Genomic DNA, 12,545 nt, shown 5'->3' with positions numbered 1-12,545 from the left:
GGCAGTTCAGGCAGCGGCCCGCGAGCCGCCGCCTGACGCGCTACAGTTTGCCGTTTCTTCTTCATTGGCATATCCATGACTTTTACACCTCATGATATGCCTCGCCCACGAAATCACGGATAGGTCCCTCCGTGGGGTAGCGAGTGATGTCGGAACCATTGCTCGAACCACTCCGGATTCCTGACTGGCGCGGACACTTTTATGCGGACCACTCTGTTGGCGATGGCACCGGTAAGTCATGCGATCTCCGAGCGCCTTTCTTTTGGTTACTTTTCTTTGGCAAGACAAAGAAAAGTGACCGCTGCCCCGCGGAGGGGCGACGCTAATAGACCGACACGATCACAGGTGCTTCACGACACCCTAAGCCGACCACCGATAGTAAGAAAAACCCACCGACACGGCATACCCGCTCCCCGAGAGGGCAAAAACCAAAAACAGAACCTTCCGATAGAACCCGTCGCAATTCCGCAAGACGCTTGCGTCACCCTTACCTAAACTTGATCCTGTTGAACCCTCTTACGAAACCGAAAGGAACGACCATGACGACCTCGACCGTGACCCGCCAGACATTCGACGAAGTGATGGTGCCGGTATTCTCTCCCGCCCCGTTCGTGCCGGACCGTGCAGAGGGCTCCCGCGTGTGGGACACGTCCGGCCGCGAGTACATCGATTTCGCGTGCGGCATCGCGGTCACGTCGCTGGGCCACGGCCACCCGGAACTGCTGAAAGTCCTCGACGAACAAGGCCGCAAGCTCTGGCACATCGGCAACGGCTACACGAACGAGCCGGTGCTGCGCCTCGCGAAACGCCTCGAATCGCTGACCTTCGCCGACCGCGCATTCTTCGCGAACTCGGGCGCGGAAGCGAACGAAGCCGCGCTGAAGCTCGCGCGCCGCGTCGCCTTCGACCGCCACGGCGCCGATAAGTACGAAATCGTGTCGTTCGTGCAGTCGTTCCACGGCCGCACGTTCTTCACGGTCAGCGTCGGCGGTCAGCCGAAGTACTCGGAAGGCTTCGGCCCGGTGCCGGAAGGCATCAAGCACCTCCCGTTCAACGACATCGAAGCCGCGAAGGCCGCAATCGGCCCCAAAACCTGCGCGGTGATCGTCGAGCCGGTGCAAGGCGAAGGCGGCGTGATCCCGGCCGATCCCGCATTCCTGAAGGCTCTGCGCGAAGCATGCGACGCGCACGACGCACTGCTGATCTTCGACGAAGTGCAAACGGGCGTGGGCCGCACGGGCCAGTTCTACGCATACATGGACACGGGCGTCACGCCGGACATCCTCACGACCGCGAAAGCGCTCGGCAACGGCTTCCCGATCGGCGCGATGCTGACGACGAACGAACTGGCCGCGCACTTCAAGGTCGGCGTGCACGGCACGACGTACGGCGGCAATCCGCTCGCATCGGCGATCGCCGACAAGGTCGTCGAACTGATCGGCGACCCGGCGCTGCTCGAAGGCGTGCGCGAACGCAGCGTGCGCCTGAAGGGCGCGCTCGAACGCATCAACGCACGCTTCGGCCTCTTCAAGGACGTGCGCGGCAAGGGCCTGCTGGTCGGCGCGGAACTCACCGCCGCATTCGACGGCCGCGCGAAGGATTTCGTCACCGCCGCCGCCGAGCACGGCCTGATCATGCTGATCGCCGGCCCGAACGTGCTGCGCTTCGTGCCGTCGCTGGTGATCCCGTTCGACCTGCTCGACGAAGGCGTGAAGCGCTTCGAAAAGGCGGTCGAGCAGGTGCTCGCGGCCCAGGAAGCCACCGCGCGCTGATCGGCGCGCCCATCGCAGACAGGAACGACGATGCTATTTGTTCGCCCCGGCAAACTCACGGATCTCGATGCGCTCGCGCACATGGCGCGCACCGCGCAGCCGGTCCTGCACTCGCTGCCGCACGACCGCGCGGCGCTCGAAGCACGCGTGGCGCTCTCCGAGGATTCGTTTCGCGCGGACGTCGACTTCGCCGGCGAGGAGTTCTATCTCTTCGTGCTCGAGGATTCGTCGACGGGCAAGCTGCTCGGCACGGCGAGCATCGTGGCCGCGGCCGGCTACTCGGAGCCGTTCTACGCGTTCCGCAACGACGCGCTGATCCACGCGTCGCGCGAGCTGCACGTGAACCGCAAGATCCACGCGCTCACGATGTCGCACGAGCTGACCGGCAAGAGCCGGCTCGCGGGCTTCTACGTCGATCCGTCGCTGCGCGGCGACGCGGCCGCGCACCTGATCTCGCGCGCCCGGATGATGTACATCGCCGCGAACCGCCGCCGCTTCACGCCGGAAGTGTTCACGCTGCTGCTCGGCGTGAGCGACGGCAACGGCGCGTCGCCGTTCTGGGAAGCGGTGGGCCGCAAGTTCTTCGGCCGCGATTTCACCGACGTCGACATCGCGTCGGGCGGCCGCAGCCGCACGTTCATCGCGGAAGTGATGCCCGCCTATCCGCTGTACGTGCCGCTGCTGCCGGAAGCCGCGCAGCGCGTGCTCGGCGAGCCGAACGAAACGGCGCTGCTCGCGTACGACATCCATCTCGAGGAAGGCTTCGAGCCCGACCGCTTCGTCGACATCTTCGACGCGGGCCCGGTGCTGACCGCGCAGGTCGACCGCACCGCGTGCGTGAAGCAGGCGGCGGAGCGCGTCGTGCGCGAGGCCGCGCATCAGCAGGGCGACGTCGCATACATGATATCGACGGGCAGCGGCGAATCGTTCCGCTGCGTGCTGGCCGACCTGCCGGGCGACACGGCCGACGCGCGGAGCACCGAGGCGCCGCTCGCCGGCGACGTGCGCGCGGCGCTCGACGTGAAGGAAGGCGATGTCGTGCGCTGCGTGCCGCTGCATCGCCGCGACGATGAAGATTTGAAAGGGGACGCAGCATGATCGTCGTTCGGGTCGTACAAACGGGCGACGTCGACGCGCTCGTGTCGCTCGCGAAGGAAACCGGGCCGGGCCTGACCACGTTCAAGCCCGACCGCGACGCGCTCGCCGCGCGCATCGAACGCTCGCGCCGCACGCTCGAAGGCCGCGCGGCGCCCGGCGAAGCCGGCTACTTCTTCGTGATGGAAGATTCGAAGACGCGCGACATCGCGGGCGTGTGCGGAATCGAAACGCAGGTCGGCCTCGAGCAGCCGTTCTACAACTATCGCGTGAGCACGGTCGTGCATGCGAGCCAGGAGCTCGGCGTGTGGACGCGGATGTCTGCGCTGAACATCTCGCACGACCTCACGGGCTACGCGGAAGTGTGCTCGCTGTTCCTGAGCCCGCGCTATCGCACGGGCGGCGTCGGCGGCCTGCTGTCGCGCTCGCGGTTCATGTTCATCGCGCAGTTCCGCGAGCGCTTTCCGGAACGCATCTGCGCGGAACTGCGCGGCCACTTCGACGAGGACGGCACGTCCCCGTTCTGGCGCGCGGTCGGTTCGCACTTCTACCAGATCGATTTCAACGCGGCCGATTACCTGAGCTCGCACGGCCGCAAGTCGTTCCTCGCGGAACTGATGCCGCGCTACCCGGTGTACGTCGACCTGCTGCCGCAGGACGCGCAGGACGCGGTCGGCCTCACGCACCGCGACACGCTGCCGGCCCGCAAGATGCTCGAAGCGGAAGGGCTGCGCTACCAGAATCACGTCGACATCTTCGACGCGGGCCCGGTGCTCGAATGCCACGTCAACGATCTGCGCACGGTGCGCGAGAGCGTCGTCGTGCCGGTCGCGATCGGCGTGCCCGACGCGCGAGACGACGCGCCGAAGTCGCTCGTGTCGAACACGTCGCTCGGCGATTTCCGCGTCGGCGTCGCGCCGGGCGTGGTCGCGAACGGCGCATTCGTGCTGTCGGCCGACGATGCCGACGCGCTCGACGTGAAGGCCGGCGATCCGGTCCGCGTGCTGCCGCTCAAAGTCAAACAGGGATAAACGAATCATGACGGAACTCTTCATCGACGGCGCCTGGGTCGCAGGCTCGGGCCCCGTCTTCGCTTCGCGCAACCCCGGCACCGACGAAATCGCGTGGCAGGGCGAAAGCGCGTCGGCGGCGGACGTCGACCGCGCGGTCGCGAGCGCGCGCCGCGCATTCGCCGGCTGGTCGGCGCTCGACTTCGAAGCCCGCTGCGCGATCGTCAAGCGCTTCGCCGCGCTGCTCACCGAACGCAAGGAAGCGATCGCGACCGCGATCGGCCGCGAGACGGGCAAGCCGCTGTGGGAGGCGCGCACCGAAGTCGCATCGATGGCCGCGAAGGTCGGCATCTCGATCCAGGCGTACCAGGAACGCACCGGCGAGAAGCGCCAGGACATGGCCGACGGCGTGGCGGTGCTGCGTCACCGCCCGCACGGCGTCGTGGCCGTGTTCGGCCCTTACAACTTCCCCGGCCACTTGCCGAACGGTCATATCGTGCCGGCGCTGATCGCCGGCAACACCGTGGTGTTCAAGCCGTCGGAGCTCGCCCCGGGCGTCGCGCGCGCGACGGTCGAGGTGTGGCGCGAAGCCGGGCTGCCGGCCGGCGTGCTGAACCTCGTGCAGGGCGAGAAGGACACCGGCGTCGCGCTCGCGAATCACCGGCAGATCGACGGCCTGTTCTTCACCGGCAGTTCGGATACCGGCACGCTGCTGCACAAGCAGTTCGGCGGCCGTCCGGAAATCGTGCTCGCGCTCGAGATGGGCGGCAACAACCCGCTCGTGATCGGTGAAGTCGAGGACATCGACGCGGCCGTGCATCACACGATCCAGTCGGCGTTCCTGTCGGCCGGCCAGCGCTGCACGTGCGCACGCCGCATCTTCGTGCCGCAGGGCGCGTTCGGCGACCGCTTCCTCGCACGCTTCGCCGACGTCACGTCGAAGATCACGGCCGACGTGTTCGACGCCGATCCGCAGCCGTTCATGGGCGCGGTGATCTCGGCGCGCGCGGCTGCGAAGCTCGTCGCTGCGCAGGCGCGCCTGATCGAGCAGGGCGCGAAGCCGATCGTCGCGATGACGCAGCGCGATCCGCGCCTGGGCTTCGTGAACGCGGCGATCGTCGACGTGACGGGCGTCGCGAACCTGCCGGACGAAGAGCACTTCGGCCCGCTCGCGCAGATCGTCCGCCACGCGACGTTCGACGAAGCGATCGAGCGCGCGAACGACACGGCGTTCGGCCTGTCCGCCGGGCTGCTCGCCGACGACGCCAACGCATGGGAGCACTTTCGCCGCACGATCCGTGCGGGGATCGTCAACTGGAACCGCCCGACCAACGGCGCGTCGTCGGCCGCGCCGTTCGGCGGCACGGGCCGCTCGGGCAACCATCGGCCGAGCGCGTACTACGCGGCCGACTATTGTGCGTACCCGATGGCGTCGGTGGAAAGCACGCAACTGACCTTGCCCGCGAGCCTGTCGCCGGGCCTGCATTTCTGATCGAGGGAACGACGATGAACGCACAAGAAGCCAATTTCGACGGGCTCGTCGGCCCGACCCACAACTACGCCGGGCTGTCGTTCGGCAACGTGGCGTCGCTGAACAACGAGAAGTCGGCCGCGAATCCGAAGGCCGCCGCGAAGCAGGGGTTGCGCAAGATGAAGCAGCTCGCCGATCTCGGCTTCGCGCAAGGCGTGCTGCCGCCGCAGGAGCGGCCGTCGCTGCGCCTGTTGCGCGAGCTCGGCTTCTCCGGCAAGGACGCGGACGTGATCGCGAAGGCCGCGAAGCAGGCGCCCGAACTGCTCGCCGCGGCGAGCTCGGCGTCGGCGATGTGGACCGCGAACGCGGCCACCGTCAGCCCGTCGGCCGACACGAGCGACGGCCGCGTGCACTTCACGCCGGCGAACCTGTGCAGCAAGCTGCATCGCGCGATCGAGCACGAAGCGACGCGCCGCACGCTGTCGACGCTGTTCGCGGACCCCACGCACTTCGCGGTGCACGAAGCGCTGACGGGCACGCCGGCGCTCGGCGACGAAGGCGCGGCGAACCACACGCGCTTCTGCGCGGAATACGGCAAGCCGGGCATCGAATTCTTCGTGTACGGCCGCGCCGAATACCGCCGCGGCCCCGAGCCGAAGCGCTTCCCGGCGCGCCAGACCTTCGAGGCGAGCCGCGCGGTCGCGCATCGCCACGGCCTCGCCGAGGAAGCGACGGTCTACGCGCAACAGGATCCGGACGTGATCGACGCGGGCGTGTTTCACAACGACGTGATCTCGGTCGGCAACCGCGACACGCTGTTCACGCACGAACGCGCGTTCGTCGACAAGCAGGCGATCTACGACACGCTGACCGCCGCGCTCGACGCACGCGGTGCGCGCCTGAACGTGATCGAGGTGCCCGACGCGGCGGTGAGCGTGAACGATGCCGTCACGTCCTATCTGTTCAACAGCCAGCTGCTGTCGCGCGCGGACGGCTCGCAGGTGCTCGTCGTGCCGCAGGAATGCCGCGAGAACGAGCGGGTCGCCGCCTATCTCGACCAGCTCGCCGCCGGCAACGGCCCGATTCACGACGTGCTCGTGTTCGACCTGCGCGAAAGCATGAAGAACGGCGGCGGCCCCGCGTGCCTGCGCCTGCGCGTCGTGCTGACCGAAGCCGAGCGCGCGGCCGTCACGTCGAACGTGTGGATCAATGACACGCTGTTCGCGTCGCTCGACGCGTGGATCGACACGCACTATCGCGATCGCCTCGCCCCGGAAGACCTCGCGGATCCGGCGCTGCTCGACGAATCGCGCACGGCGCTCGACGAACTCACGCAGATTCTGCGCGTCGGGTCGCTGTATGACTTCCAGCGCTGAGGCACGGATGCCGGCGAACGCGTTGCTCGACGACTTCCTCGCGTTCACGCTCGCCGGTGGCGCACCGGCCGACAAGGACGGCGCGTGCGCGGGCGGCGCGGAGCGCTGGCAATGGCTCGGCGACGGGCTGCTCGCGTTCGAACCGGCCGCCGCCGCCGACGCGACGCGCGCGAGCGTGGTCGTGTCGGCCGGCGTGCACGGCGACGAGACCGCGCCGATCGAACTGCTGTCGCTGCTCGTGCGCGATCTCGCGGCGGGCACGCTGCCGCTCGCGTGCCGGCTGCTGGTTGTGCTCGGCAACGTGCCGGCGATGCGCGCGGGCGAGCGCTATCTCGACGACGACCTGAACCGCCTGTTCAGCGGCCGTCACGCGCAGGTGCCCGCGAGCCGCGAAGCGCCGCGCGCCGCGCAGCTCGAAGCAGCGGCCGCCGCATTCTTCGCGGCCGCGCCGGCGGGCGGCGCGCGCTGGCACATCGACATGCACACGGCGATTCGCGCATCGGTGTTCGAGCAATTCGCGCTGCTGCCGCATACGGGCACGCCGCCGACGCGCGCGATGGTCGAATGGCTCGGCGATGCACGCATCGCGGCCGTGCTGCTGCATACCGCGAAGGGCAACACGTATTCGCATTTCACGGCCGAGCATTGCGGCGCGCTCGCGTGCACGCTGGAACTCGGCAAGGTGCGACCGTTCGGCCAGAACGACCTGACGCGCTTCGCGCCGGCCGACCGCGCGGTGCGCAAGCTGGTGTCGGGTGGGTGGGGCGGCCACCCGCGGGGTGGCCATCTGCGGGGCGGCCGTCCGCCGGTGGATGTCGAGGCCGGGGTTGGCCATCCGTCGCTGCCGCGCGTGTTCACCGTGATCGACCAGATCACGAAGCAGAGCGATGCGCTCGAGCTGTTCGTCGCGGCCGACGTCGCGAACTTCACCGCGTTTGCGCGCGGCACCGTGCTCGCGCAGGACGGCGACTACCGCTACACGGTGAAGCACGACGAGGAGCGCATCGTGTTTCCGAACCCGACCGTGAAGCCGGGTTTGCGGGCGGGCCTGCTCGTGATCGATACGACGCGCGACACGCTGGCCGCACTCGTCTGATCGATGCGCAAGTATGCGGACCGCGGCGACTCGCCGTCTGCGCATCGTCCCGTGGACATTCATTTTTGGGATGACGTCCACCCGCCGCGCAGACGGCCCGCGTGTCGTGCTTGCGTATTTGCGACATCGTCTTGCAAGTTCGACGGCACGCATGACGGCCGCCGTGCCCGCGGCGCAGCATCGCGTGGCGGTGGCCGCTTTGCCGTATCGGGGCGCGCGGATTGGTACAATCGCGCCCTTGCGGCTGTTGCGCCGCATCACGGCGCGGCGTCGGCATTGTCGATGTCATCCGACCCTGCAATGATGCATGCGCCCGTTGTTCCGGAACATTCGAGTATCGAGGAGAACACCTGATGAAGTTGGATTGGCGTAAAGTGGCCGCACATGCGGTGGTGGCGGCATCGGCGGTGGCGGCAGGCAGCGCGTTTGCCGCGGATCTGAAGGAGATCCGGTTCGGCGTCGAGGCCTCGTACGCACCGTTCGAATACAAGACGCCCGACGGCAAGCTGACCGGCTTCGACATCGACATCGGCAACGCGGTGTGCGCGAAGCTGAAGACGAAGTGCGTGTGGGTCGAGAACGACTTCGACGGCCTGATCCCGGCGCTGCAGGCGCGCAAGTTCGACGCGATCAACTCGGACATGACGATCACCGACCAGCGCAAGCACGCGATCGCGTTCACCGATCCGATCTACACCATTCCGAACCAGCTGATCGCGAAGCAGGGCAGCGGCCTGCTGCCGACCCCGCAATCGCTGAAGGGCAAGCGCGTCGGCGTGCTGCAGGGCACGATCCAGGAAGCGTACGCGAAGAAGAAGTGGGCGCCGGCCGGCGTTGAAGTCGTGCCGTACCAGACGCAGGATCTGGCCTATGCCGACCTGAAGTCGGGCCGTCTCGACGCGACGTTCCAGGATTCGGAAGCCGGCTCGAAGGGCTTCTTGACGAAGCCGCAAGGCCAGGGCTTCGCGTTCGCGGGCGGCACGGTCAGCGACGCCGAGATCCTCGGCTCGGGCGTCGGCTTCGGTCTGCGCAAGAACGACGCGGCGCTGAAGACCGCGCTCGATCAGGCGCTGAAGGACCTGAAGGCCGACGGCACGATCGACACCCTCGCGAAGAAGTACTTCAGCGTGCCCGTGACGCTCAAGTAAGCGCCGCGCCCAAGCGCACGCTGTAAAAAAACCGGCCGCCGATGCGGCCGGTTTGCTTTTGCGGAGCGAAAACGACGGAAGGCGCGCCGGCCGTCAGCCGGGCTGCGCGGCGAAGAACCGGCCCAGTTCGCGCGCGAGTTCGTTGAGCACGGCCATCTCCTGCTGCGAGATCTTGCGCGCGGGTTGCGCGCCGGCCCAGTCGCCGTACAGCAGCGCGACGCTCGTCGTGCCGACGCGCACGGGCAGCAGCACGAACGCGCGCGTGTCGTCGAACGCGTCGAGATACCACACGGGCAGGCGCTTCATCATCTTCGGCTCCTGCGCCTGCTCGATGAAGATGCCGACCGAGTTCGAGATCGCGAGATGAAACACGTCCGGCTCGAAGCGTTCGTCGAAATGCAGCCGGTCGAGCGCCGTATCGACGCCGGGGCCGAAGCCCAGGCGTGCGGCGAACGTGCCGTCGTCGTGCCGCAAGAACATCACGGTGCGCGTGAACGCGAGGCCGGCCAGCAGGCTTTCCGACGCGAGCGCGAGCACCGGCGTCAGCACGTGCTCGGACGGCAGCGCACGCAGGTCGGCGAGGCCGGCTTCGAGGCATGCCTGGGGCTCGGCCTGCGCACGCGCGATCGCATCGGCGTTCGCGCGCAGCTCGACGATCTCGCGCATCACGGTGTCGCTCGTTTCCTCGCGGGCCAGCCGCTCGGCGATCTCGACGAGCGCGTCGGATTCCATGCCGAGTTCGGCGCCGTAGTGCTGCGCGAGCGCCGCGATGCGCGCGTCGCGCTGCGCGCCCGCGGACATGGCGAGCGCACCGGCGACGTCGGTCGAGCAGCGACTCACCGCGCGCAGCCAATGGACGCGCGCGGCCGGACCGTCGTCGGCCGGAGCCGCGCGGCGGCCGTCACCGTTATCGTCGTCGAACGCGTCGGTGCGGGTGGCGTGATCGTCGTCGGCCATCCCCGCGCGGATCATGTCGGGCAGCCGCCAGCGCGCGGCCGCTTCGAGGCCGATCTCGTCGAAGCCGACGCCGAGCACGTCGACGCAGGCGGCCGCTTCGTCGCCGTTCAGCTCGGCCGCGCGGCGGCGGATGCGGTCCCATTCGCTGTCGAGATAGCAGACCACCAGCAGCTTGCCGACCTGGCGCATCAGCGTGCAGACGACGGCTTCCTCGCCGCCGCGCAGTTCGGTGTGCTCGGTGAGCTTGCGCGCGACGCAGCCGGACAGCAGCGCACGGTTGAGCTCCAGCTTCGCGTCGATACGCCGCGGCGTGCTCTGATGGAAGTGGTCGACGAGCTTCAGCCCGACCACGAGATGGCCGACGGCGTCCATGCCGAGCACCATCAGCGCGCGCGTCACGGTGGTGATGTTGCCGCCGAACGCCATGTACATCGCGGAGTTCGCGAGCCGCAGCACTTTCTGCGTGAGTGCGAAGTCCGACAGCACGACGCGCACGAGCGCGGTGAAGTCGAGGTCGTCGTTCTTCATCGCGGCCATCGTCGCGCGCAGCGATTCCGACAGCAGCGGGAAATCGCCCCGTTCGTTCATCCGGGCCCACAGCTTGTCGAGCAGTGCGGTGCGGGGCAGGTATTCGGTGGTTGACATACGGATCTGTTCGGTTCGCCGCGCGCGTCAGGCGGCGGCGTGCAGGTGCAGCTGCTGCGCCTCGAAGCGCCGCGCGAGCTCCTCGGACGGCAGCGCCTGGCAGACGAGCCAGCCCTGGATGTGATTGCAGCCCATCTCCGTCAGCAGCTCGCGCTGCGCCTCGGTCTCGACGCCTTCGGCGACGAGCTCGAGATCCAGTGTCTGCGCGAGGCCGACCACCGCCGACACGATCGCGCGGTCGTTGCGCGACGTGAGCAGGTTCTCGACGAAACTGCGGTCGATCTTCAGCTTCGCGAGCGGGAAGCGCTGCAGATAGGCAAGGCTCGAGTAGCCGGTGCCGAAATCGTCGATCGCGAAGCGGATGCCGAGACCGGTCAGTTCCTCGAGCAGCATTTTCGCGTGCGCGGGATCGTGCATCAGCAGGCTTTCGGTGATTTCGAGCACGATGCGGCGCGGGTCGATGCCGGTCAGCGCGATCGCCTCGCGCACGTTCTGCGTGAAGCGCGGGTCGCGGAACTGCTGCGGCGACACGTTGACCGCCACGTATTGCAGCGCGAGCCCCTGGCCGTCCCACGCGACGAGCTGCATGCACGCGGCCTTGAGCACCCAGTTGCCGAGGTAGTTGATCAGGCCGATCGATTCGGCGAGCGGGATGAAGGTGGCCGGCGGCACGAGGCCGTGCACCGGATGGCGCCAGCGGATCAGCGCCTCGACGCCGACCACCGCGCCCGACTGGCTGCGCGTGATCGGCTGGAAATGCAGCGAAAACTCGCCGTTGCGCACGCCGTCGTACAGGTCGGCTTCGAGCTTGAGCCGTTCGGCGTCGGCCGGATCGTCGACGGGCGCGTGGAACGCGAGCGCGTTGCCGCCCGATGCCTTCGCCTGGGAGAGCGCGTGGTCGGCGCGGCGCAGCAGCGGGCTGTGATGCTGCGCGCGATGCGGCGCGGCACGTTCGTCCGGATAGAGCGCGATGCCGATGCTCGCGGACAGGTGCACGGTCTGCCCCTGGAACACGTAGGGCTCGCGCACCGCGGCCTGCAGCCGGCGCGCGAGCGAATCGGCGGCGTGGCTCGCCTGCGCGCGGTCCGGCGCGCCCAGCACGATCGCGAACTTGTCGCTCGCGACGCGCGCGAGCTGCACGTCCGGCGTGATGCGCGCCTTCAACCGCTGCGCGGTCTCGCGCAGCAGCATGTCGCCCGCGTCGTAGCCGAGCGCGCGATTGATCCGCTGGTAGTCGTCGAGGTCGAGCAGCAGCAGCGCCGCGCAGGTGCCGTCCTCGTCGGCGGTCTGCTGCGCGCGCATCAGCGCCGGCACGAGCGCGGACAGGTTGCCGAGCCCCGTCATCGGGTCGTGATGCATTTCGTACGTCAGGCGTGCCTCGAGCGCGCGCCACGACGACACGTCGAACGCCGCGATCGCGAAGCCGTCGACGCCGTGGTGGCGGCTCTTGAACGCGCGAACCTCGACGTCCAGCGGGTAGGTGAGCGACTTGACGATGCACATCGTCGCCTTCTCGACCTGGCCCGAACGCGCGGCGCGAGCGAGCAGGCCTTCGAGCGCCGGGGTATCCTGTTCGGCGATCAGGTCGCGCAGCGTCAGCGTATGCAGGTAGTCGCGGTGGTAGCCGATGAAGCGCAGGCTCGCGTCGGACACGTACAGAAAGCGTAGCTCGCGGTCGACGTGGGCGAGGAAATCCACCGTGCCGACCGTCTGTTCCAGCCAGTTGCGCACGGAGTCGTCGCGTCGCGGCGCCACGGCGCGCGCGGGCATCAGCGCGCCGCCCGACCGAGCGAAGCGGCGCAGCGTATGCAAGGCGCTGCGCCAGGAGCCCTTGCGTGACGTCTGTTTCCTGTTGGCTTCCATGTTTCTCGCTGACGTGAAGGGCTGGAACCGGTTGTCCGGAAGGAATAACGGCAGACTGTGCGAAATCTTTAACGGGCCGGCCCCGGGCGCGCTGCCGCGGAGCCGGATCTTT

At 68.2% G+C, this 12,545-nt stretch carries 9 protein-coding genes; 7 read left to right on the top strand and 2 right to left on the bottom strand.

What is annotated here, in order from left to right:
• Positions 1 to 539 precede the first annotated feature (539 nt).
• From QZM72_RS24735 to QZM72_RS24705, 7 genes are all read left to right on the top strand, one after another.
• The gene (locus QZM72_RS24735; protein ID WP_089467025.1) at positions 540 to 1,772 is read left to right on the top strand and encodes an aspartate aminotransferase family protein; all 1,233 of its coding nucleotides are present in this window, start codon (positions 540 to 542) and stop codon (positions 1,770 to 1,772) included.
• Positions 1,773 to 1,802: 30 nt separating this feature from the next.
• Entirely contained in the window at positions 1,803 to 2,870 is a 1,068-nt protein-coding gene (aruF, locus tag QZM72_RS24730; protein WP_301739473.1) for an arginine/ornithine succinyltransferase subunit alpha, read from the top strand.
• Complete coding sequence (astA, locus tag QZM72_RS24725) at positions 2,867 to 3,898, top strand: arginine N-succinyltransferase (protein WP_301739472.1); 1,032 nt, start codon at positions 2,867 to 2,869, stop codon at positions 3,896 to 3,898. The genes aruF and astA overlap by 4 nt, the downstream gene beginning before the upstream one ends.
• Before the next feature lie 7 nt (positions 3,899 to 3,905).
• Positions 3,906 to 5,369, top strand: a complete 1,464-nt coding sequence (gene astD / locus QZM72_RS24720) for a succinylglutamate-semialdehyde dehydrogenase (RefSeq protein WP_301739471.1) — start codon at positions 3,906 to 3,908, stop codon at positions 5,367 to 5,369.
• Positions 5,370 to 5,383: 14 nt separating this feature from the next.
• Positions 5,384 to 6,724 carry an N-succinylarginine dihydrolase gene (gene astB / locus QZM72_RS24715; RefSeq protein WP_301739470.1) on the top strand — a complete coding sequence of 447 codons (1,341 nt, stop codon included), beginning with the start codon at positions 5,384 to 5,386 and terminating at the stop codon, positions 6,722 to 6,724.
• Between the two features lie 7 nt (positions 6,725 to 6,731).
• On the top strand, positions 6,732 to 7,820 hold the full coding sequence (astE, locus tag QZM72_RS24710) for a succinylglutamate desuccinylase (RefSeq protein ID WP_301739476.1): 1,089 nt from the start codon (positions 6,732 to 6,734) through the stop codon (positions 7,818 to 7,820).
• Positions 7,821 to 8,173: 353 nt separating this feature from the next.
• Positions 8,174 to 8,968, top strand: a complete 795-nt coding sequence (locus tag QZM72_RS24705; RefSeq protein WP_089467031.1) for an ABC transporter substrate-binding protein — start codon at positions 8,174 to 8,176, stop codon at positions 8,966 to 8,968.
• A gap of 93 nt (positions 8,969 to 9,061) precedes the next feature.
• On the opposite strand, the gene QZM72_RS24700 is transcribed toward QZM72_RS24705, so the two are convergent.
• A complete protein-coding gene (locus QZM72_RS24700) occupies positions 9,062 to 10,570 on the bottom strand; it encodes an HDOD domain-containing protein (RefSeq protein WP_301739469.1) in 1,509 nt (502 codons plus the stop codon).
• A gap of 27 nt (positions 10,571 to 10,597) precedes the next feature.
• The gene (gene cdpA, locus QZM72_RS24695; RefSeq protein WP_218828341.1) at positions 10,598 to 12,340 is read right to left on the bottom strand and encodes a cyclic di-GMP phosphodiesterase CdpA; all 1,743 of its coding nucleotides are present in this window, start codon (positions 12,338 to 12,340) and stop codon (positions 10,598 to 10,600) included.
• Between the last annotated feature and the right edge of the window lie 205 nt (positions 12,341 to 12,545).

Origin of the sequence: Burkholderia sp. AU45388 (genome assembly GCF_030481585.1) — a bacterium.
GTDB lineage: Bacteria > Pseudomonadota > Gammaproteobacteria > Burkholderiales > Burkholderiaceae > Burkholderia > Burkholderia sola.
This window is presented reverse-complemented; position numbering and strand designations above follow the sequence as displayed.

Coding starts and splice junctions, on each gene's coding strand:
- QZM72_RS24735 (WP_089467025.1), top strand. CDS start 540: ATGACGACCTCGACCGTGACCCGCCAGACATTCGACGAAGTGATGGTG.
- aruF (WP_301739473.1), top strand. CDS start 1,803: ATGCTATTTGTTCGCCCCGGCAAACTCACGGATCTCGATGCGCTCGCG.
- astA (WP_301739472.1), top strand. CDS start 2,867: ATGATCGTCGTTCGGGTCGTACAAACGGGCGACGTCGACGCGCTCGTG.
- astD (WP_301739471.1), top strand. CDS start 3,906: ATGACGGAACTCTTCATCGACGGCGCCTGGGTCGCAGGCTCGGGCCCC.
- astB (WP_301739470.1), top strand. CDS start 5,384: ATGAACGCACAAGAAGCCAATTTCGACGGGCTCGTCGGCCCGACCCAC.
- astE (WP_301739476.1), top strand. CDS start 6,732: ATGCCGGCGAACGCGTTGCTCGACGACTTCCTCGCGTTCACGCTCGCC.
- QZM72_RS24705 (WP_089467031.1), top strand. CDS start 8,174: ATGAAGTTGGATTGGCGTAAAGTGGCCGCACATGCGGTGGTGGCGGCA.
- QZM72_RS24700 (WP_301739469.1), bottom strand. CDS start 10,570: ATGTCAACCACCGAATACCTGCCCCGCACCGCACTGCTCGACAAGCTG.
- cdpA (WP_218828341.1), bottom strand. CDS start 12,340: ATGCCCGCGCGCGCCGTGGCGCCGCGACGCGACGACTCCGTGCGCAAC.